The sequence below is a fragment of the Methylophaga sp. OBS1 genome (assembly GCF_026319365.1).
This window is the reverse complement of sequence record NZ_JAPDMS010000004.1, coordinates 335417-356251: the sequence shown is the minus strand read 5'-3', so window position 1 is coordinate 356251 and position 20835 is coordinate 335417. Positions and strand designations below refer to the sequence as shown.

Annotated in this window: 19 protein-coding genes; 14 read left to right on the top strand and 5 right to left on the bottom strand. The window is 53.4% G+C overall.

Features of this window, described 5'->3' with window-relative positions; translation table 11 throughout:
* Positions 1-2 precede the first annotated feature (2 nt).
* From murD to lpxC, 10 genes are all read left to right on the top strand, one after another.
* The gene (murD, locus tag OMQ46_RS13165; RefSeq protein ID WP_266237523.1) at positions 3-1346 is read left to right on the top strand and encodes a UDP-N-acetylmuramoyl-L-alanine--D-glutamate ligase; all 1344 of its coding nucleotides are present in this window, start codon (positions 3-5) and stop codon (positions 1344-1346) included.
* Entirely contained in the window at positions 1343-2482 is a 1140-nt protein-coding gene (gene ftsW / locus OMQ46_RS13160) for a putative lipid II flippase FtsW (RefSeq protein WP_266237520.1), read from the top strand. The genes murD and ftsW overlap by 4 nt, the downstream gene beginning before the upstream one ends.
* A complete protein-coding gene (gene murG, locus OMQ46_RS13155; protein ID WP_266237518.1) occupies positions 2479-3567 on the top strand; it encodes an undecaprenyldiphospho-muramoylpentapeptide beta-N-acetylglucosaminyltransferase in 1089 nt (362 codons plus the stop codon). The genes ftsW and murG overlap by 4 nt, the downstream gene beginning before the upstream one ends.
* On the top strand, positions 3560-4981 hold the full coding sequence (murC, locus tag OMQ46_RS13150; protein WP_266237516.1) for a UDP-N-acetylmuramate--L-alanine ligase: 1422 nt from the start codon (positions 3560-3562) through the stop codon (positions 4979-4981). Before murG ends, murC begins: the two co-directional genes overlap by 8 nt.
* Positions 4978-5871 carry a UDP-N-acetylmuramate dehydrogenase gene (murB, locus tag OMQ46_RS13145; protein ID WP_266237515.1) on the top strand — a complete coding sequence of 298 codons (894 nt, stop codon included), beginning with the start codon at positions 4978-4980 and terminating at the stop codon, positions 5869-5871. The genes murC and murB overlap by 4 nt, the downstream gene beginning before the upstream one ends.
* Positions 5868-6806: a D-alanine--D-alanine ligase gene (locus tag OMQ46_RS13140; RefSeq protein WP_266237513.1), complete on the top strand. Its 939-nt coding sequence runs from the start codon at positions 5868-5870 to the stop codon at positions 6804-6806. The genes murB and OMQ46_RS13140 overlap by 4 nt, the downstream gene beginning before the upstream one ends.
* A 32-nt stretch (positions 6807-6838) precedes the next feature.
* The gene (locus tag OMQ46_RS13135; RefSeq protein ID WP_266237512.1) at positions 6839-7585 is read left to right on the top strand and encodes a cell division protein FtsQ/DivIB; all 747 of its coding nucleotides are present in this window, start codon (positions 6839-6841) and stop codon (positions 7583-7585) included.
* Positions 7585-8835 (top strand): cell division protein FtsA, encoded by a 1251-nt coding sequence (ftsA, locus tag OMQ46_RS13130; RefSeq protein ID WP_266237510.1) that lies wholly within the window; start codon positions 7585-7587, stop codon positions 8833-8835. The genes OMQ46_RS13135 and ftsA overlap by 1 nt, the downstream gene beginning before the upstream one ends.
* A gap of 50 nt (positions 8836-8885) precedes the next feature.
* Positions 8886-10040, top strand: coding sequence for a cell division protein FtsZ (gene ftsZ / locus OMQ46_RS13125; protein ID WP_266237508.1), 1155 nt, complete (start codon positions 8886-8888; stop codon positions 10038-10040).
* Between the two features lie 85 nt (positions 10041-10125).
* Positions 10126-11043: a UDP-3-O-acyl-N-acetylglucosamine deacetylase gene (lpxC, locus tag OMQ46_RS13120; RefSeq protein WP_266237506.1), complete on the top strand. Its 918-nt coding sequence runs from the start codon at positions 10126-10128 to the stop codon at positions 11041-11043.
* Positions 11044-11045: 2 nt separating this feature from the next.
* Here the strand turns inward: lpxC and OMQ46_RS13115 are convergent, their stop codons facing one another.
* The gene (locus OMQ46_RS13115; protein WP_266237504.1) at positions 11046-11486 is read right to left on the bottom strand and encodes a DUF721 domain-containing protein; all 441 of its coding nucleotides are present in this window, start codon (positions 11484-11486) and stop codon (positions 11046-11048) included.
* 28 nt (positions 11487-11514) lie between these two features.
* Here OMQ46_RS13115 and OMQ46_RS13110 point away from each other — a divergent pair, with 28 nt between their 5' ends.
* The 4 genes from OMQ46_RS13110 (at position 11515) to OMQ46_RS13095 (ending at position 17566) form a co-directional block, all read left to right on the top strand.
* Positions 11515-12423, top strand: coding sequence for a M23 family metallopeptidase (locus OMQ46_RS13110; protein ID WP_266237502.1), 909 nt, complete (start codon positions 11515-11517; stop codon positions 12421-12423).
* Between the two features lie 143 nt (positions 12424-12566).
* Positions 12567-15284 (top strand): preprotein translocase subunit SecA, encoded by a 2718-nt coding sequence (gene secA, locus OMQ46_RS13105; protein WP_266237501.1) that lies wholly within the window; start codon positions 12567-12569, stop codon positions 15282-15284.
* Entirely contained in the window at positions 15284-16510 is a 1227-nt protein-coding gene (gene argJ, locus OMQ46_RS13100; RefSeq protein WP_266237500.1) for a bifunctional glutamate N-acetyltransferase/amino-acid acetyltransferase ArgJ, read from the top strand. Before secA ends, argJ begins: the two co-directional genes overlap by 1 nt.
* A 6-nt stretch (positions 16511-16516) precedes the next feature.
* A complete protein-coding gene (locus OMQ46_RS13095) occupies positions 16517-17566 on the top strand; it encodes a DUF3549 family protein (protein ID WP_266237499.1) in 1050 nt (349 codons plus the stop codon).
* Here OMQ46_RS13095 and OMQ46_RS13090 read toward each other — a convergent pair whose 3' ends face one another.
* From OMQ46_RS13090 to OMQ46_RS13075, 4 genes are all read right to left on the bottom strand, one after another.
* On the bottom strand, positions 17567-18121 hold the full coding sequence (locus OMQ46_RS13090; RefSeq protein ID WP_266237497.1) for a pyridoxamine 5'-phosphate oxidase family protein: 555 nt from the start codon (positions 18119-18121) through the stop codon (positions 17567-17569). It abuts the gene before it with no gap.
* A gap of 1 nt (position 18122) precedes the next feature.
* Positions 18123-18668 carry a peptide deformylase gene (def, locus tag OMQ46_RS13085; protein WP_266237494.1) on the bottom strand — a complete coding sequence of 182 codons (546 nt, stop codon included), beginning with the start codon at positions 18666-18668 and terminating at the stop codon, positions 18123-18125.
* Complete coding sequence (locus OMQ46_RS13080) at positions 18665-19303, bottom strand: 2OG-Fe(II) oxygenase (RefSeq protein WP_266237491.1); 639 nt, start codon at positions 19301-19303, stop codon at positions 18665-18667. The genes def and OMQ46_RS13080 overlap by 4 nt, the downstream gene beginning before the upstream one ends.
* Positions 19304-19600: 297 nt before the next feature.
* Entirely contained in the window at positions 19601-20830 is a 1230-nt protein-coding gene (locus OMQ46_RS13075; protein ID WP_266237490.1) for a nucleoside recognition domain-containing protein, read from the bottom strand.
* Between the last annotated feature and the right edge of the window lie 5 nt (positions 20831-20835).

The following is a 20835-nucleotide window of genomic DNA, read 5'->3' as shown; positions in this document are numbered from 1 at the left end:
GCATGAACAAACTGACACATAAAAGCTGCCTGATCATCGGTCTGGGACAGACCGGGCTGTCTTGTGCACGGTTTCTTGCTGACCGGGCACTCAGTGTTGCGGTGATGGATACCCGTGAACAGCCGCCGGCACTGACCACGCTGCAGCAGGATTATCCGCAGGTGCTGATCAAAACCGGTGCCCTGGAACTGGACTGGATGCTCAAGGCTGACCTGATTATTCTGAGCCCGGGTGTCGACCCGCGGCTGCCGGAGATCCGCGCTGCGCGTGAAGCCGGTATCGAAATGGTCGGGGATATCGAACTGTTCGCCCGTTACGCCGATGCCCCGGTGGTAGCGATTACCGGTTCTAACGGCAAGAGCACCGTAACCACCTTACTGGCGCTGATGGCACAACTGGCGGGCAAGAATACCCGCACCGGCGGCAATCTGGGTACGCCGGCGCTGGATCTGCTTGAGGAGACGGCACCGGATTTCTACATACTGGAACTCTCAAGCTTTCAGTTGGAAACAGTCTGCTCACTGAATGCCTTCGCAGCCGTGGTGCTCAATGTCAGCCCGGACCATCTGGATCGTTATGATTCAGTTGAAGATTATCAGCGTGCTAAACAGAAAATCTTTAACGGGGACGGTGTCATGGTCATCAACCGTGACGATCCCATTGTGAGTGCAATGGCAGATGGCAGCCGAATCCAGATCGGTTTCAGTCTGCATCAAACAGAAGGTGTGGATTTCGGTCTGCTGCAGAAAGACGGGGAAACCTGGCTGGCCGAGGGCAATGAGCCTTTGCTGGCAGCGAGTCAAATGAAAATGGTGGGTACCCACAATCTGGCTAATGCGCTGGCTGCGCTGGCCCTGGGGTCAGCCATGGCGCTGCCGATGTCGGCAATGTTGACGGCATTGCAGGCATTCAAGGGCTTGCCGCATCGATGCCGCCTGGTAAGAGAACTGGATGGCGTGCGCTGGTTCAACGACTCCAAGGCAACCAATATCGGTGCCTGTGTAGCAGCCATCGAAGGCCTGGCCGGTAACGGGCCGATTGTGTTGATCGCTGGCGGTGTCGGCAAGGATCAGAACTTCAGCGAATTGACACGAACCTTGAAAAAAGCCGTTCGTGCGGTCGTGCTGATGGGTGAAGATGCGGACAAGATTGCGGCGATTGTGCCACCGGGTGTAGAGACGCGTTTAGCCGTAGATCTGAATGACGCAGTCAGTCAGGCACGGCAGGCGGCACAGCAGGGGGATAGTGTTCTGTTGTCACCGGCTTGTGCCAGTTTCGATATGTTCAGTGGTTATGTTGAGCGTGGCGACAAGTTCGAGCAGGCGGTAAGGGGGCTGGCGGCATGAGTGAGTCCAAGCTGCAATTTGACCGTAGTCTGCTGTTTGCTTCAGGTGCCCTGATGTTTGTCGGGCTGATTATGGTGTGCTCGGCCTCAATTACGATTGCTGACAGCATGACCGGGCAGCCATTGTTCTATTTCATTCGACAGGTGGTCTTTGCAGTCGCCGGCCTGGGCGCGGCCTGGGCAGTAGTGTCGATCAGACTGGCTGTCTGGCAACGAATTGCGCCACAACTATTAATGTTTGGTGTGTTTATGCTGGTTCTGGTTCTGATTCCCGGCATTGGCCGGGAGGTCAACGGCGCAAGCCGCTGGCTGCCGTTGGGGCCGGTGAATCTGCAGGTAGCGGAGGTTATCAAGCTTTTTGCCATCCTCTACATTGCCGATTATCTGCAGCGTCACCATGGTCAGTTGCACACCTCTTTTCTTAAAGTCCTGGCACCACTGATGTTGCTGGGTGTAGCGGCATTATTGTTGCTGTTGCAGCCGGATATGGGCTCAATGGTGGTGATCATGTCTACGGTGCTGGCGATGCTGTTTCTGGGCGGCGCAAGGCTGGATGTCTTCGCCGCACTGATTGCCGTGATGGCGGGGTTGTTCGCGATGCTGATCTGGGTAGCACCATACCGGCTGGAACGTTTGCAGAGTTTTATGGACCCCTGGGCTGATCCCTTCGGGGCGGGGTTTCAGTTGACCCAGGCGCTGATTGCCTTTGGCCGAGGTGACTGGCTGGGCGTGGGGCTTGGCAGCAGTATGCAGAAACTGTTCTACCTGCCGGAAGCCCATACCGACTTTCTGTACTCCATTCTGGCAGAGGAACTGGGGCTGGTCGGCGCGCTGGCAGTAATTGTGCTGTTTTTCATCTTTATCTGGCGGGCACTGGCGATTGGCCGCGCTGCAGAAATGGCAGGTCAGGTATTTGGTGCCCAGGTGGCCTACGGTATCGGCATTTGGCTGGGCATGCAGGCCTGCGTCAATATTGGCGTCAACATGGGCGCATTGCCCACCAAAGGCTTGACCCTGCCATTGATGAGTTATGGCGGCAGTAGTCTGGTGATTGTCTGCGTGGCGATTGCATTGCTGTTCCGTGTCGATATGGAAACCCGGCTACCCGAGAAAGCCTCGGCAAGGATCAGACGATGACGACGAAGACAGTCAAAGTCATGATCATGGCCGGTGGCACCGGTGGTCACGTGTTCCCGGCACTGGCAGTCGCTGATGAACTGAAACAGCGTGAGGTAGAAGTGAGCTGGATTGGTACACAGAGAGGCATTGAGTCTGAGCTGGTGCCTAAGGCAGGCTACCCGCTGACTTTTATCAAGGTGGCTGGGCTGCGTGGTAACGGTACGCTCGGCTGGCTGATGGCGCCGTTTCGTGTCATCAAGGCGGTTTGGCAGGCATGGCATCTGATGCGAGTGTTTAACCCTGATGTGGTGATCGGACTGGGTGGTTTTGCTTCCGGGCCCGGTGGTGTGGCTGCCTGGCTTTTGAAAAAACCGCTACTGATTCATGAGCAGAATGCGATTCCGGGTCTGACCAATCGACTGTTGGCAAAAATCGCAAAACGGGTACTCACCGGTTTCCCCAACAGTTTTGATAACAAAGTCGAGGCTGAGTGGGTAGGTAATCCGGTGCGTAAACAGATTGAAGATCTGCCGATGCCGCACCTGCGTCAGAGTGCGGATATGAGCCGACTTAAAGTGCTGGTTTTAGGCGGCAGCCTGGGGGCTCGAACCCTGAATGAGGTAGTGCCGGTAGCGCTACAACTGATGGACACAAACGAGCGGCCAGAAGTGCGCCATCAATGTGGCAAGAAACATATTGAAGCCTGTCGAAATGCTTACAGTCAGGCAGGTGTGGAAGCTGAAATTACTGATTTTATTGCTGATATGGCTGCTGCCTATAGCTGGGCAGATCTGGTTATCTGCCGGGCAGGTGCCCTGACTGTCGCCGAAGTCGCGGCAGCCGGTGTGGCATCGATTCTGGTGCCATATCCTTATGCGGTGGATGACCATCAGACGCACAATGCGGCGCTATTGGTCGATGCCGGCGCGGCCACGCTGATTGCGGACGATCAGCTCAAAGCAGACGCGTTGTCAGTCAGCCTGCGTCAGTTTGATCAAGACAGAGAAGGATTATTAACCATGGCTAATGCGGCGAGACAAGTCGCGAAAATCGGCAGTGCGACACGGATTGCCGATCTGTGTCTGGAGTATGCCCATGGATAGATTAACCTCAGCCATGCAAAGCCGGGTCAAGCATATTCACTTCATCGGTATCGGTGGTGTGGGTATGGGCGGTATTGCCGAAGTACTGCTCAACCTCGGCTATCAGGTGACGGGCAGTGATCTGGCTGAAAACAGCCTGATCAAGCATCTGCGTACCCTGGGCGCCATCATCATGATTGGTCATGATCCGGACTATCTAAAAGGCGCCGATGTGGTCGTCGTCACTACCGCTGTTACCGAAGATAATGTGGAGTTACAGGCCGCACGTGAGCAATATATCCCAGTGGTGCCGCGCGCAGAAATGCTGGCCGAGCTGATGCGTTTCAGCTACGGCATTGCAGTCGCCGGCACTCATGGCAAAACCACTACAACCAGCCTGATTGCCTGCCTGCTCAGTGAAGGCGATTTGGATCCGACTTTTGTGATCGGTGGACGTCTTAACAGCGCCGGCAGTAATGCCCGTCTCGGTACCGGACGTTATCTTGTCGCTGAAGCCGACGAAAGTGATGCGTCGTTCCTGTATCTGCAGCCAATGATCGCGGTCGTCACCAATATCGATCAGGACCATATGGCGACCTATGAAGGCAGCTTCGACAAACTCAAAGCGACCTTTGTTGAGTTCCTGCATCACCTGCCGTTTTATGGGCTCGCGGTGATGTGTCTGGATGATCCGGTGATTAAGGACTTGCTGACCGAAGTCACCCGGCCGTTCATAACCTATGGGCAGGATGAAGAGGCGGATTATCAACTGGTGGATCTGACCCAGTGTCAGGGTCAGAGCTTTTTTACTGTGATTGAAAAGCACAGCGGTGAACGTTTCCCTATCACCCTGAATATGCCCGGTCTGCATAATGCCTTGAATGCAACGGCGGCGATGGCCGTTGCCCGTAACCTGCAGGTCAAGATTGAAGCCTGCCAGCGAGCCTTGCTGAAATTTGACGGTATTGGCCGCCGATTCAACTTGCTGGGACCGGTCAAAGCAGATGGTGGTGAAGCGACTTTGATTGATGACTATGGCCATCATCCCACTGAAATCGCAGCCACTTTAGCGGCTACCCGTGCCGGCTGGCCGGATAACCGTCTGGTGGTGGTCTTCCAGCCTCACCGTTATACCCGTACCCGTGATTTGTTCGAAGACTTTGCTCAGGTCTTGTCATCGGTTGATGTCCTGGTGGTGTTGGAAGTGTATCCGGCAGGCGAAGCTAAAATTGCCGGGGCTGATGCCCGCAGCCTGTGTCGGGCAATCCGTCTGCGTGGTCAGGTCGAGCCGGTGTTTGCTGAAGATAAAGAGGCGCTGTTCACTGTGTTGCCAAGCCTGTTGCAGGACGGTGATGTGCTGCTGACCCTGGGCGCCGGTGATATTGGCCGGATGGCACAGGCGCTGCCCGAAGTCTTGAGCGGAGGTGCTGAATGATGGCCTTGCAGCGGACTTTAAGAGGCGAACTCAAAAAGCATGAACCGTTGGCGCGCTATACCTCGTGGCGTGTCGGCGGCGAGGCGAAACAACTCTACCGCCCGGCAGATGCGATTGATCTGGCGGTCTTTCTGCAGCAGTTGCCAGCCGATGAACCGGTGCTCTGGCTGGGACTCGGCAGTAATCTGCTGGTGCGTGATGGTGGTTTTAACGGCACCGTGATTGTGACTGCAGGCGCCTTGCAGAATATTGATATCGAAGGCAACACCGTGGAAGCCGAAGTGGGTCTTTATTGCAGCAAACTCGCCAAGCAGGTCGCCAAGGCCGGCCTCAAAGGCGCGGCATGGTTTGCTGGCATTCCCGGCACACTGGGCGGCGCGCTGGCAATGAATGCCGGTGCTCATGGCAGTGAAACCTGGGACTTTGTCAGCAGTGTGACCACGATAGACAGATCTGGCGAACTGCGTCAGCGTCCATTGGCCGATTTTGATGTGCATTATCGTCATGTGGCTTTGCCAGAGGGCGAATGGTTTGTCGCTGCCAGCATGCAGTTTGAGCAGGGTGATGCCAGCACTGAAACCGATCTGATTCGCGATCTGTTGAAAAAACGTAATGCCAGCCAGCCCACTAATCAGCCCTGCGCCGGTTCAGTATTTCGCAATCCTGAGGGGGATTTTGCAGGACGACTGATCGAAAGCAGTCAGCTCAAGGGACTGACCGTGGGTGGCGCCAGTGTATCGAGCAAACATGCCAACTTTATTGTTAATGATGGCACTGCCACGGCAGCGGATATAGAAAACCTGATTTATCTGGTTCAGGACAAAGTGGAACAGTTGCAGGGCGTACGGTTGACACCGGAAGTACATATCATCGGGGAGGCCAGTGCATGAGCCGCCGTATTGAGAATGCTGCAGAATTCGGACGGGTTGCCGTGCTGATGGGCGGTCGCAGCGCTGAGCGTGAAATTTCGCTGATCAGTGGCAAGGCCGTGCTGGCTGGTTTACAGCGTAAAGGCGTTGATGCATATGGCATCGATGTCAGCTTTGATATCTGCCACAAACTGGGCAGTGGTCAGTTTGATCGGGCCTTTATCGTGCTGCATGGACGTGGTGGCGAAGACGGTGAAATTCAGGGCTTTTTGCAGGCGGTGAATCTGCCCTACACCGGAAGTGGTGTGGCTGCTTCGGTGCTGTCAATGAATAAACGCATCAGCAAAAACAACTGGATCCAGCAGGGTCTGCCCACCGCCGGTTTTGCCCGTGTCAGCGCTGATAGCGATGCCGGGATGCTGGTTTCCCGTCTGGGACTGCCACTGATTATCAAGCCAGTCAATGAAGGCTCCAGCATCGGTATGAGTAAGGTCAAAACCGTGGATGAACTCAAGCAGGCGATTGAACTGGCATTGCAATACGACGCCGATGTGATTGCCGAGCAGTGGATTCAGGGTGAGGAATACACCGTCACGATTCTGGATGGTGAGCCTTTACCGGCTATCCGCCTTAAAACGCCTCGCGAATTTTATGACTTCGAAGCCAAGTATCAATCGAATTCGACCGAATATCTGTGCCCCTGTGGACTGGATTCAGACAGTGAACAGCAGATGCAGCAATTGGCCTTGAAAGCTTTTGACGGACTGGGCATGTCTGGCTGGGGCAGGGTTGATTTTATGCGCGACGGTAAAGGTGAGTTTTATCTGTTGGAAGCCAATAGCGTGCCGGGCATGACCGACCACAGTCTGGTGCCGATGGCAGCCAAACAGGCTGGTATTGATTTTGATGATCTGGTTTGGCGCATTCTGGAAACCAGTGTCAGGGAGTCATGCTGATGGTGGTGACCAGACCAAAACGGGGTGCGAGCATGACTGAAGCCAAAGCCAGCCAGCCCAGAGACTGGAAACAGTCACTGAAGCAAGCCGTGGCGATAGTGGTTGTCATGATGATCATCGGTAGCGGTGCCTATTTATACGAGGCAAACACGCTACCGGTGAAGCATGTCACCGTGGAGGGCGATATCCGCCATGTGGATCGGGATGAACTGGTACAGGCGGTGTCGCCGTATGTCCGTGGCAGCTTTCTGGATGTCGATGTCGCCAGTATCCGCGCAGCCGGTGAAGCGTTGCCCTGGATTAAACAGATTCAGGTCAGACGTATCTGGCCGGATACATTGCATCTGGTGGTTGAAGAACATAAAGCGGTGGCGCGCTGGAATGAAGATGGTCTGGTGAACAGTCTCGGCGGCGTATTCAGACCGGCGCTGAATACCATTCCCACCGGTCTGGTGCAGATGAATGGCCCGGAGGGCACCAGTGAACTGATGGCCAGAAGACTCGTGGATATTCAGAAAGAGCTGAAAACACTGGGACTCCGCGTGACCGCGATCAGCATGGATAAACGCCGTGCCTGGCAAGTGGATTTTAATGAAGGGCTGCATCTGAAGTTGGGGCGTGCTGAGGGCGATGCCCGGCTACAGCGCTTTATCGATGTCTATCGCAGTGGTCTGAGCAGCTTCAGAGAACAGATTAAAGAAATTGATATGCGTTATACCAACGGGCTGGCCGTGGTCTGGAAAGACGGCCAGCAACCTGATTTTAATGGGACTGTGTAATGTCGAAACGTAACGAGAGAGAGCTCATCGTCGGACTGGATATCGGCACCTCCAAGGTGGTGGCGATTGTGGCGGCGCCGATTCTGGATGCCGGCCCCAATGAAAACCAGCTGGAGATCATCGGTATCGGTTCGCATCCGGCCCGGGGCATGAAAAAAGGCGTGGTGGTCAATATCGAGTCCACCGTGCAGTCAATCCAGCGTGCGATTGAAGAGGCTGAGCTGATGGCAGGCTGCCAGATCCATTCAGTCTTTGCTGGTATTGCCGGCAGTCACATCCGCAGTCTGAACTCCCATGGGACCGTGGCGATTCGGGATAAAGAAGTGACCCAGGGTGATCTGGATCGGGTACTGGACGCAGCCCGCGCCGTGCATTTCCCGGGCGATCAGCAACTGCTCCATGTTTTGCCACAGGAATTCATTATCGATAATCAGGAAGGTATCCGTGAGCCGATTGGCATGTCCGGGGTTCGTCTGGAGGCCAAGGTGCATCTGATTACCGGTGCGGTCAGTGCTGCCCAGAATATAACCAAATGTATTGAGCGCTGCGGCCTGCATGTAGACGGCATCATTCTGGAGCAGATGGCCTCCAGTTATTCAGTGCTGGATCAAGATGAAAAAGAACTGGGTGTCTGCATTATCGACATCGGTGGTGGCACTACCGATATTGCCGTGTTTGTCGATGGCGCCATTCGTCATACCGCGGTGATTCCGATTGCCGGTGACCAGGTGACTAATGACATCGCGGTCGCGTTGCGGACACCGACGCAATACGCCGAAGAAATCAAGATCAAATACGCCTGTGCGTTGACCCAACTGGCACGTGAAGATGAAACCATCGAAGTGCCCAGTGTCGGCGACCGGCCGCCACGACAACTGGCCAGACAAACCCTGGCTGAGGTCGTGGAACCACGTTATGAGGAGCTGTTGATGCTGGTTCAGGCTGAACTGCGTCGCAGTGGATTTGAGGAAATGCTGGCTGCCGGCATCGTGCTGACAGGCGGTAGTTCCAAAATGGAAGGCGTCATCGAACTCGCTGAAGAAGTCTTCCATCTGCCTGTGCGTCTGGGCGTACCACAACACGTCGGGGGACTGGTTGATGTGGTGCGTAATCCTATCCATGCCACGGGTGTCGGGTTGCTGTTATTTGGCAACGAGGAACATGCCCCGGGGCATGGTGAAATCAGAGTAAGTGACGGGTTTAAAGGCATGTTGTCAAGAATGAAAAGCTGGTTCCAGGGGAATTTTTAAGCTGAGTCATTCAGTGTGCTGAATTGAACAATTTTTAGGGGGAGAAAACTATGACTTTTGAATTGATTGATACATATACAGAAAACGCGGTCATCAAAGTAATCGGTGTCGGCGGTGGTGGCGGTAACGCCCTGGAACACATGGTGGTCAACCAGATTGAAGGCGTGGACTTCATCAGTGCCAATACCGATGCTCAGGCATTGCGTAAAAGCTCTGCGACCACGCAACTGCAACTGGGTACGGACATCACTAAAGGGCTGGGCGCCGGTGCCAATCCGGATGTCGGCCGTCAGGCAGCATTGGAAGACCGCGAACGCATTATGGATGTCATTGATGGTGCCGATATGGTGTTCATTACTGCCGGCATGGGTGGTGGTACCGGTACCGGAGCAGCACCCGTAGTGGCTCAGGTCGCCAAAGAAATGGGGATTCTGACCGTGGCAGTAGTGACCAAGCCGTTCCCATTTGAAGGCGGCAAACGCATGAAAATCGCCCAGGCTGGTATTGAGGAACTGGGTCAGCATGTCGATTCGCTGATCACCATTCCCAATGAAAAGCTGCTGAAAGTGTTGGGTAAAGACATGACCCTGCTGAACGCTTTCAAAGCTGCTAACGATGTGTTGCTGGGCGCAGTTCAGGGCATTGCTGAGCTGATTACCCGAGAAGGTATGATTAACGTCGACTTTGCTGACGTTCGTACTGTGATGTCCGAAATGGGCATGGCGATGATGGGAACCGGTCATGCGTCCGGTGAAAATCGTGCCCGTGAAGCCGCTAAACTGGCTGTCTCAAGCCCACTGCTGGAAGATGTCGATCTGGCCGGTGCCCGGGGTGTGCTGGTTAATATTACAGCGGGTCTTGATATGAGCATTGGCGAGTTTGAAGAAGTCGGTAATACCGTCAAAGAATTCGCCTCTGATGACGCTACTGTCGTGGTCGGTACGGTCATCGACCCGGATATGACGGATGAATTGCGCGTCACCGTGGTAGCGACCGGTCTGGGTGGTGAAAGAGTTGCCGTTGCCAAAGCACCGGAAGCTGAGTCACCGCAGATTGAGATTGTCAAAAAACCGGTGGATATCGACTACGACGAGCCGACTGTTATCCGTAAAGAGAAAGACAGTCAGCAGAAACAAGTGGCTAATGGCGATGTCAACATGGATTACCTGGATATTCCAGCCTTCCTGCGTCGCCAGGCAGACTGAGTGTAAAAAACTGTAAAGTTGGCTGGTGAAGTTCTGCTTATGGTAATATTATTTGATCTGTAATTGTATAAGGGGGTAATGCACCGTGATCAAGCAACGAACATTGAAGAATGTGATTCGTGCCACCGGTGTCGGTCTACATAGCGGCGAGATGGTCTATCTCACCCTGCGTCCGGCTGCCCCCAATACAGGCATTATTTTCCGCCGAGTTGATCTCGACCCGGTGGTGGAGATCCAGGCAAAGGCCGAAAACGTGGGTGAAACCGCATTGTCGACAACCCTCATTGAGCACGGTCAGCGTGTCTCGACGGTTGAACACTTGCTGTCTGCCTTTGCCGGTCTTGGCATCGATAATGCCTACATCGATCTGAATGCGCCAGAAGTCCCGATCATGGATGGGAGTGCCGGACCGTTTGTGTTCCTGGTACAGTCGGCCGGTATCGAAGAGCAGAATGTCGCCAAGCAGTTTATCCGTATCAAGAAGCCAGTGGTGCTTGAGGACGGTGACAAGTGGGCCAGGTTTGAACCGTTTGATGGGTTCAAGGTCTCTTTCACCATCGATTTCGAACACCCCGCCTTTACCGGACGACCGCAACAGGTTGATGTTGACTTCTCCTCCACATCATTTGTCCGCGAAGTCAGTCGGGCTCGTACTTTCGGCTTCATGAAAGATATCGAAAAACTGCGTGAGAACAATCTGGCACTGGGCGGCAGCATGGATAATGCCATTGTCGTCGACGATTACCGGGTCCTCAACGAAGATGGCCTGCGTTACGAAGACGAATTTGTTCGACACAAAGTGCTGGATGCCATTGGCGATTTGTATCTGTTGGGTCACAGCCTGATCGGTGCCTTCAGTGGCTACAAATCCGGCCATGAAGTCAACAACAAACTCTTGCGCAAACTGCTGGCTCAGGAAGATGCCTGGGAACTGGTCAGCTTCGAAGACGACAAAGACGCCCCCATTCTTTTCAGTCGTCCCGCAGCGTCACTCACCAGTTAAACTCAGTCTTTCTGACGTTTCGCCAGTTTGTTCAGGGCGGTTTTTAGCGGACCGTCCTCGATTTCCGCAGCGGTGCTTTCGATAAGTGCCGCTGTTTTTGTAGATAAATGTAAATGATTTTCCTGGTCCGGCCGGCTGATGGTTGTCAACGGCCGGACTTTGACATCGAGTCGGCTTACCGGCTCAGGTAAATGCGTCGATAGTGCTTTGCAGATTTGCGGGGCCTGGAAACGCAGTAAACTGGCAAAGGCCGCTTTGTCAGTTTGCACAATCACCTTGTCGCCGCTGATGTTGGCGAGCCGGCAGTGATTGACGAATTGTAAAGGCAAGCTTTTCTGCAAAATGATGTTAAGCTTGTCCAGTTCCCGGGCGCGTGCAGACAACCATTTGAACTGGCTGTTGTGTTTATAGACTTGCTCTAGACGCTCGGGTTTTTGAGACATGATTAACTATCACTGAGAAAGGATAAAAATGCAGGTTATCATTATATCCTCAAACAGTAAGACACATAAGCACTGGCATCTGACGCGATCAAAGCTGCTGGTGCTGGCAGCCGTTCTGGTGAGCCTGGTCAGTATCAGCAGCTACAGCTTCGCTAACTGGATGCATAACAACGCCAACCCCGCTCAGTTCAAGCCCACACCCCCTCTCAGTTCTTCCAGCACTTTTACGCCATCTGATAATGTTCAGGTCAGTGAATATGATGCCACTGTCACTGATTTCTATGCCCGCCAGTTGGGTGGACTGCAGGCAGAAACGATACGTCTGCGCATGTTCAGTGAACGGCTGGCAGAGATTGCCGGTTTCGACAGTGCGGCTTTTTCGCTTGATGAACATCCGGCTCTCGGCGGTATCGATCAGGATGGTATGCCGCTGAGCAGTGAAGCCCTCGACCGCGGTATACAGTCATTGTCCGATGAGCTTCGCACACAGGAAGAAGCGCTGGCTGCCCTGGAGCAATACCTGCTGACCGAGGACACCATTGCTGCCAGCATCCCAACCGGCAAACCGGTCGAGGATGGCTGGGTGTCGTCATTTTATGGTTACCGTATCGACCCGTTCAACGGTAAAAAAACCTTTCACGATGGCCTGGATATTGCCGCTAAATCAGGCAGTGACGTGATGGCCGTCGCCGATGGCATTGTAACCTGGGTTGGCGAACGCGGTGGTTACGGCGGTCTGGTTGAAGTCGATCATGGTAACGGCTACGTCACCCGGTACGCGCATAATAAAACCATCAAGGTGAAAAAAGGGGACCGTGTCAGTAAAGGCGAAACCCTGGCTCTGATGGGCTCAACAGGACGCTCTACCGGACCTCACGTGCACTTTGAAGTGTTGCGTGACGGTCAGCACGTCAATCCCTACAACTTCATCAAATAACGCTGCTCCCCTTGTATTCCCGGGAGTACGTCTCCATTTCGACTGGGCAGGCTTCAATCCGTCCTCGGGTCCGCGCTATAATCACACGATTTGAGAATTATTTCCGGTGTTCGCGCCGTAACAACACAAACTAAGGCGAAATCATGGTAAGCAAGTTTTTCAGCAAGATATTTGGCAGTCGTAACGAGCGGGTACTGAAAAAGCTCCGTAAGGTGGTAGACGACATTGCCGCGCTCGAAGCCAATATCGAAAAACTCGATGATAATGCACTCAAGGCCAAAACCGCTGAATTCCGTCAGCAACTGAGCGACGGCAAAAGTCTCGACGATATCCTCCCCGAAGCCTTCGCGGTAGTCCGTGAAGCCAGTAAACGGGTACTGGGTATGCGCCACTTCGATGTACAGATGATCGGTGGTATGGTCCTGAACGATGGCAGAATTGCCGAAATGAAAACCGGTGAGGGTAAAACACTGGTGGCCACACTGGCGGTTTACCTCAATGCCCTGCCTGGTGAGGGTGTCCATGTCATCACCGTCAATGATTACCTGGCGCGTCGTGATGCCGGATGGATGAGTAAACTCTATGGCTTTCTGGGCCTGAGCACCGGGGTGATAGTCGGTGGTCTTAATAATGAAGATCGCCGTCAGGCTTATGCCTGCGATATTACCTACGGCACCAACAACGAATTCGGCTTTGATTACCTGCGCGACAATATGGCTTTCCGGATCGAGGAAAAAGTCCAGCGCGGTCTCAATTTTGCGGTGATCGACGAGGTCGACTCGATTCTGATCGACGAGGCGCGGACGCCATTGATTATTTCCGGTCCGGCGGAAGACAGCTCAGCGCTGTATCAGCAGATCAATACTCTGATTCCTCATCTTGATAAACAGGAAGGTGAGGGCGAGGAAGTGACCAAACCCGGTGACTACACCGTCGATGAAAAGAACAAACAGGTACACTTCACTGAAGATGGCCACGAGAAAATAGAGAAACTGCTGACCGAAGCAGGTCTGCTGGATGAGGATGCCAGCCTCTATGATGCCGCCAATATCGGCCTGATGCACCATGTTACAGCAGCCCTGCGTGCTCACGTCCTGTTCCAGCGTGATGTCGATTACATGGTGCAGGATAACCAGATTGTCATCGTCGATGAGTTTACCGGCCGAAGTATGCCTGGCCGCCGCTGGTCTGAGGGGCTTCACCAGGCAGTGGAGGCTAAGGAAGGGGTCAAAATCCAGAACGAAAATCAGACCCTGGCATCGATCACTTTCCAGAACTATTTCCGGCTCTACAACAAGTTGTCCGGTATGACCGGTACTGCTGATACCGAAGCTTTCGAGCTTAACTCAATTTACGGTTTGGAAGTAGTGGTGATCCCGACCCACAAGGAAATGCAGCGTAAGGATGAAGCCGACCGTATTTACCTGACTGGCCAGGAAAAATTTCAGGCCATCCTGGAAGATATTCAGTACTGCCAGAAACGCCAACAACCTGTGTTGGTTGGTACTGCATCGATCGAAAGCTCAGAACTGCTGTCGGGCTTATTGAATAAAGCCAAGATCAAACATGAAGTTCTCAATGCCAAGTTTCACGAAAAAGAAGCCCAGATCATCGCGAACGCCGGCCGTCCTGGTGCAGTGACTATTGCCACCAACATGGCGGGTCGGGGAACCGATATTGTCCTGGGCGGCAGCCTGGAAGCCGAGCTTGAAGAACTGCCGGAAGACGCATCGGAAGAGACCAAAGAAAAAATCCGTGCCGACTGGATGAATCGCCATGACAAAGTACTGGCTGCGGGCGGTTTGCATATTATCGGGACTGAGCGTCATGAGTCCCGTCGTATCGACAACCAGCTTCGCGGTCGTTCCGGTCGTCAGGGCGACCCGGGCTCCACCCGCTTTTATCTGTCACTGGAAGATAACCTGATGCGGATCTTTGCCTCAGAGCGTATGGCCGGTCTGATGCAGAAACTGGGTATGGAAGAGGGTGAAGCCATCGAACACCCCTGGGTGACCCGGGCTATTGAGAACGCACAGCGCAAGGTTGAAGGCCATAACTTCGATATTCGTAAGCAACTGCTTGAATTCGACGATGTCGCCAACGATCAGCGTAAAGTTGTCTACGAACAGCGTAACGAACTGATGGCTGCCGAAGACGTATCCGAAACCATTGCTTCCATGCGCGACACCGTCATCAATGACACGATCAGCATTTACATTCCGCCCAACAGCATTGATGAGCAATGGGATGTTGCCGGTCTGGAACAGGCGCTGCGCGACGAATACGCTTTGGAGCTTGATATCAGTGACTGGCTGGAGAATGACGACAGCCTCCACGAAGAAAGCCTGCGTGAGGGCATTCTGCAAGAAGCCGAGAAAGCCTACCAAGCCAAAGAAGAAACGGTCGGTGAAGAACTGATGCGTCACTTCGAGAAAGCAGTGATGCTGCAGACACTCGACAGCCAGTGGAAGGAGCATCTGGCCCAGATGGATTACCTGCGCACCGGTATCAATCTGCGTGGTTATGCGCAGAAAGACCCCAAGCAGGAATACAAGCGTGAATCCTTCAGTTTGTTTACTACCATGCTGGACAATATCAAGCATGAGGTCATTCGAATTGTGTCACGGGTCCAGGTCAGGGCGCCTGAAGACGTTGAAGCAGTGGACCAGCAACGCAAGCCTGCTGAAGATGTTCAGTATCAGCATGAAGATGCGCAGAAAATGGGGCAGGAAGAACCTGCAGAACAAGCTCCAAAGGCTTCACAACCCTACACACGTGATGGCAGCAAAGTCGGCCGTAATGACCCCTGTCCCTGTGGCAGTGGTAAAAAATTCAAACATTGCTGTGGAGCCATCAATTAATGGCAGTGAATCTGACTGCACCTACCGAAGAAGATCTGCTACCGGTCGCCGGTGTCAAACTCGCGACAGTCGGTGCCGGCATTAAAAAGCCCGGCCGTCAGGATGTGGTCCTGATGGAACTGGCGGAAGGTAGCGAAACAGCTGCTGTCTACACTCGCAATGCATTCTGTGCAGCACCGGTGATCCTGGCAAGACAGAACCAGAAACAGGCCGCCAGCCGCTATCTGCTGATTAACTCCGGTAATGCCAATGCCGGTACCGGCGAAAGCGGTATGCAGGCGGCAAAACAATGCTGTCAGGCGGTCGCTGAACTCACCGGTGTTGATGCCAGTGCCGTCCTGCCATTCTCTACGGGTGTGATTGGTCAGCCGCTACCGGTTGAAAAAATTACCGCGGTATTGCCCGAAGCGAAAGACAAGCTGTCCGAAAACAACTGGTTGCAGGCAGCTCAGGCCATCATGACGACGGACACCGTCGCCAAAGCCAGATCGATGCAACTGGAACTGGGCGGAAAGACGGTGACCATAACCGGTATGTCCAAAGGCTCAGGCATGATCCGTCCGGATATGGCCACTATGCTCGCTTATATCACCACCGATGCCGCGGTCAGCCATGCCGTATTGACCACCATGCTGCATAAGGCGATGAACCAGTCGTTCAACCGCATCACTGTCGATGGTGATACTTCGACCAATGATGCCTGCGTGCTGGTCGCTACCGGGAAAGCCGATAACAAACTTATCGACAGTATTACCAGTGAAGAAGGTGAGCGTTTACTCAGTGCTTTGATAGAGATCTGCCGTTATCTGGCGCAGGCTGTGGTGCGTGATGGTGAAGGCGCAACCAAGTTTATTTCGATCAATGTGAAGCAGGGGCAAAGCCAGGAAGAATGTCGAATGGCGGCTTATGCGATTGCCCATTCGCCGCTGGTTAAGACTGCCCTGTTTGCTTCTGATCCCAACTGGGGACGGATTCTGGCAGCAGTAGGTCGTAGCGGTATTGCTAATCTTGATGTCAGCACGGTGACTATCCATATCGGCGACGTCTGTATTGTAGACAAGGGGCAGCCTGCCAGTGACTACACGGAGCAGAAAGGTCAGTCCGTGATGGATGAAGCCGAGATTGATATCACCGTCTGGCTGGGACGCGGTCAGGCAGAAGATAGTGTCTGGACCTGCGATTTCTCCTACGACTACGTCAAAATCAACGCTGAATACCGCACCTGATACCGCATGGCAGAAAAGCAGATAACGACCCTGAGTGAGTTCCTGCACCACAGTGGTGCCAGGTATCGCGTGTTTGATATGGGGCGACGGGTCACCAAGCTCAGCCCGGATCAGTTTGTCAGTTTTGAGTGGGCAACAAAGCCCTATCCTTTACCGTTTCAGCGCAGCGCTTTGTTCGGTGTCATCTTCTGGCATCCGGATGCGGCAGGTAAGCACTATGTCTGGTTTCTGAAGTTTCCGCTGGATGAACAGGGACTGTTGCTGCAGTCAGCCCGCGATGAGTTTCTGGTGATGCTGCTGGAGCGGGTGGGCGAGTGCATGCTGGCTGCTGCAGACGGCAAACAGATTGAAGGCGCGCTCAAAGACAGTCCCTATACCTTTAGCCCGCGTGAAGACAAAATGGCGGCTTTCAATGCCCAGGCGACCAAAAGTCTGGCACTCAAGCCTTCATCGTATTTCGCCGATGCCTATGCTTATTTCACAGGCAAAAGGCCAATCGACAGTTGGAATCAGCTGGGCATGCAGGGCGTGGCCGATGTCGCAGTCAGACTCGATGATAACGAGGAAACACTGGGACTGATAGAAACGCTGCCGCGTATTCCTTTTGAGCCATTTAATGTACTCAGTACCTTTCTGGAAAATGCTGAGCCAGCCGCGGGTATCGTCGAAGTGCTGGCGCAACGGGTCGATGTGCAACTGGAAAAAAAACAGCCTGATATCAATATGATCTGCGCCTGCCTGCGTGCTGCTTCCAACAGCCCGGCCAGAGGACTGGTCGACCAGATGGTCAAGCACGTGCTCAAACATACCTGCAGTCAGCATATTGAGATACTGGCGGTGCTGGCTGGGCGTTGCTGGCGTTCATTACAGCAGCCGTCCTTGTGCCAGCGCTATGTGGAGCAATTGGCGCATAATGAGGCGGGTTATGAGGGCTTCAGCCAGTTACTGGCCGACCTCGTGTTTGTGCCGGGCATGCGTGAACCGGTGATGCAGGCCTTACGCAACCCGGAGCGGTCCAAAAAACTGAGCGAGTTCGTCGGTCTGATGTTTGGCTGATCAATCGAGATTGTTTTTAACGATATCGGTGTTGAGACCGTCAATACTCTGCTGGTTTTTCTGACGCCAGTATTCCCGGATACCGACTTCCCCCTGCTTTTCAGCCCAGCGGTTAAGCTGTTCACGATCACCGGCATAGTCAAACAGCGGCACGGCCATGCCACAGGAAGTCTGAACCAGATCGATATCAAGGTCGAAAACCTGACGCGCGCCGGGCAGGGGATCAAACAGTGAATACAGACCAGACCACTCCGGGTCTTTTTGATGGATGACGCGGGCCGTACCGTAGACTCTGAGAATCATCGGCCTGCCGCTAAAGGCAGCAAACATCAGTGTCATCCGGGGATTTAACTGTACATGGGCGGCAGTCTCGTTGCCGCTGCCGGTGACATTGAGCCAGATTATCCGTCGGCTATTCATCACCCGTAATGAATCCATGCCTTTGGGCGAGATATTAACGCGACTGTCTTCGGTCGCCGTGCCGACAAAAAACAGGTGTTGTTCCCCGATAAATTCAATCAGGCGTTCCGACAATGTTTCAAATTTCTGACCCATTTTAAGTTTGCTGGCTACGCTGACTGGCGATCTGATGTTGCCATTCCTGTTCCATCATCAGCTCGAGGGTGGATTCAACCCGATCGATAAAAACATAGCCGTTGATATGATCCAGTTCGTGTTGGAATACCCGCGCCATAAAGTCATGATAGCGGGTTTTCACCGTGTTGCCGTCACGAGTCTGATAGCTCATATCAATCCAGTTATAGCGTGGTACCAGACCGCGGATGCCGGGCAGGCTCAGGCAACCTTCCCAATCCTTACTGGTGGTATCTGAATGTGCCAGAATCTCCGGGTTAATCACGGCAAACGGCGGTACATCGGGCGCATAGGGATAACGGTCGTTGGGATGAGAAGACAGAATAAAAAAACGTTGGCTGATACCGACCTGCGGCGCCGCAATGCCCATGCCACCTTTGTCGATGACAAAAGCCAACAGGGCATCGAGCTGTTGCTGAAATGCCGGATCTTCAATGCTTTCAACTAGCTCGGCTTTCTGCCTGAGCAGCGGATGACCGAGCTGGTGAATAGTAAAATCAGTACTCATATCGCCGGGGCTTGCAGCGGATCCTGTAATCGAAACCAACCCGCAATACTGTAACGGTCACGCAGAGATTTGACCACTTCGTGAGGAAATTGCTCACTCAGGAAAATCACAAATGTACCGAAGTTGGGATTCACCGTTTCAATGACGGTTTCAGAATCCGGCGCATAAATCAGCAACTGACCGCCGTCATCAGCCTGCCATTCCGGATTCAGATACAGCACAGTAGTCAGTACGCGATTGGATTGTCCTTTAAAGGCATCCAGATGTTTTTTGTAAAAAGCGCCGGGCGGGTAGTGCGCATAATGCGATTCATAATCAAACAGCCCCATAAACAGGCGGCGGTTGATCGCCAGCCTGAAATCAGCCATCTGGTCGATATAAGCGCGATCTGTGGGGTTATCTGCAGTCAGCCAGCGGGTCTGATCCTGGCGAACGCTGTTGTCTAACTGAAAATCGAGATCACGGCCGATACCGGCGCGCTGGAAATCCGCATCGTCCAGTCTTGCCACGCGACGATGCAGGGCGATATTCAGTTCTGGCGGCAATAATTGCGGCAGAATGCAGTAGCCTCTGTCTGCCAGTGCATCGGCTATCAGATCATAGGTAGATTCAAGGGGCTGGATGAGCGCTTTCAATCATGGGATCTCCATACAAACGTTATACCGTTTTGAGGCTCATGAAATCTCAGCAACAGGCGAGGCGCAGGAGTTTGAACGGGGTGCTAAAAATAGCATATTTCTCTGATTAAAGAGGATATTTTTTATTTCCCAGAGTGACTCTCTATCCGCAGATGACAGGGATGTTCACAGATTAATGCGAGTAAGCAACAGCGGAAGATCAGGCCAACAGACCATATAAATCATGCCGCCTGCATTAGGCTACTGACTTTTTATTAATCAGCGATCATGTGCGAAATCAGCGGATAATATCAATCAGCCGAAGAACCAGTAGGCGACACTAATCGCGGCGATAATACCGGCAAAGTCAGCGGCGAGGCCACAGCCGACCGCATGACGGATGTTTCTGATACCGACGGCGCCGAAATACACGGCCAACACGTAAAAGGTGGTTTCTGTGCTGCCCTGTACGATGGAAGACAGGCGGCCAGCAAAAGAGTCGGCACCATACGCCTGCATGGTATCGACCATCATCGCGCGAGCACCACTGCCGCTGAACGGTTTCATTAATGCCGTTGGCATCGCATCGATGAAGCGGTCATCCAGCCCCAGGCTCAGAACCAGGCTACGAAGACCGTCAAAGATGAGCTCAAGTGCACCACTGGCACGGAACACGCCGATTGCAACCAGCATAGCCACCAGATAAGGAATAATTCTGACCGCCGTTTCAAAGCCTTCCTTGGCACCATCGATAAAAGCTTCGTAAGCATTCACTTTTTTCAGTGCAGCGGCACTGATAAAGATCACGACAAGAGAGAACAGAATCACATTACTGATCAGCGCCGACTGACTCAGCATGGTTTCCTGTGACAGGCTGGCAAAGTAGCTAAGCAGGCCCACGACCAACAGAGTAAAACCGCCCAGGTAGCTAAGCACGACGCGGTCGAGCAGGTTGATTTTCTGTACCCAGGCAACGGTTAACAGACCTACCAAAGTCGACATGTAGGTCGCGAGCAGGATGGGAATAAACACATCAGTGGGATTGGCGGCGCCCATCTGGGCCCGGTAAGTGAAGATAGTGACCGGAAACAGCGTGACCGCGGAGGTATTAATCACCAGAAACAGAATCTGGGCATTGCTCGCCGTGTCCTTGAACGGGTTCAATTCCTGCAACTCTTTCATGGCTTTAATGCCCAGCGGCGTGGCAGCATTATCAAGGCCTAATGCATTGGCAGAGATATTCATGACCATCGAACCCAGGGCGGGATGGTTTTTGGGGATGTCCGGCATCAGTCGCTGGAACAGCGGGGTCAGGCCACGCGTAAGCAAATCAACAAAGCCACTGCGCTCACCGATTTTCATAATACCCAGCCATAGAGCAAGAATACCGGTCAGCCCAAGGGAGATTTCAAAGGCGGTTTTGGCCAGTTCGAACATGGCCTCCATCAACTGGGAGAACACCATCTGATCGCCAAGCACGATAAGCTTGAACAGTGCCACCGCAAAGGCGATCAGAAAAAAGGCGATCCAGATGATATTCAGCATGCGGC

Excerpts from the sequence above, each read along its gene's own strand:
- murD (WP_266237523.1), top strand. The coding sequence starts at position 3 with ATGAACAAACTGACACATAAAAGCTGCCTGATCATCGGTCTGGGACAG.
- ftsW (WP_266237520.1), top strand. The coding sequence starts at position 1,343 with ATGAGTGAGTCCAAGCTGCAATTTGACCGTAGTCTGCTGTTTGCTTCA.
- murG (WP_266237518.1), top strand. The coding sequence starts at position 2,479 with ATGACGACGAAGACAGTCAAAGTCATGATCATGGCCGGTGGCACCGGT.
- murC (WP_266237516.1), top strand. The coding sequence starts at position 3,560 with ATGGATAGATTAACCTCAGCCATGCAAAGCCGGGTCAAGCATATTCAC.
- murB (WP_266237515.1), top strand. The coding sequence starts at position 4,978 with ATGATGGCCTTGCAGCGGACTTTAAGAGGCGAACTCAAAAAGCATGAA.
- OMQ46_RS13140 (WP_266237513.1), top strand. The coding sequence starts at position 5,868 with ATGAGCCGCCGTATTGAGAATGCTGCAGAATTCGGACGGGTTGCCGTG.
- OMQ46_RS13135 (WP_266237512.1), top strand. The coding sequence starts at position 6,839 with ATGACTGAAGCCAAAGCCAGCCAGCCCAGAGACTGGAAACAGTCACTG.
- ftsA (WP_266237510.1), top strand. The coding sequence starts at position 7,585 with ATGTCGAAACGTAACGAGAGAGAGCTCATCGTCGGACTGGATATCGGC.
- ftsZ (WP_266237508.1), top strand. The coding sequence starts at position 8,886 with ATGACTTTTGAATTGATTGATACATATACAGAAAACGCGGTCATCAAA.
- OMQ46_RS13115 (WP_266237504.1), bottom strand. The coding sequence starts at position 11,486 with ATGTCTCAAAAACCCGAGCGTCTAGAGCAAGTCTATAAACACAACAGC.
- OMQ46_RS13110 (WP_266237502.1), top strand. The coding sequence starts at position 11,515 with ATGCAGGTTATCATTATATCCTCAAACAGTAAGACACATAAGCACTGG.
- secA (WP_266237501.1), top strand. The coding sequence starts at position 12,567 with ATGGTAAGCAAGTTTTTCAGCAAGATATTTGGCAGTCGTAACGAGCGG.
- argJ (WP_266237500.1), top strand. The coding sequence starts at position 15,284 with ATGGCAGTGAATCTGACTGCACCTACCGAAGAAGATCTGCTACCGGTC.
- OMQ46_RS13095 (WP_266237499.1), top strand. The coding sequence starts at position 16,517 with ATGGCAGAAAAGCAGATAACGACCCTGAGTGAGTTCCTGCACCACAGT.
- OMQ46_RS13090 (WP_266237497.1), bottom strand. The coding sequence starts at position 18,121 with ATGGGTCAGAAATTTGAAACATTGTCGGAACGCCTGATTGAATTTATC.
- def (WP_266237494.1), bottom strand. The coding sequence starts at position 18,668 with ATGAGTACTGATTTTACTATTCACCAGCTCGGTCATCCGCTGCTCAGG.
- OMQ46_RS13075 (WP_266237490.1), bottom strand. The coding sequence starts at position 20,830 with ATGCTGAATATCATCTGGATCGCCTTTTTTCTGATCGCCTTTGCGGTG.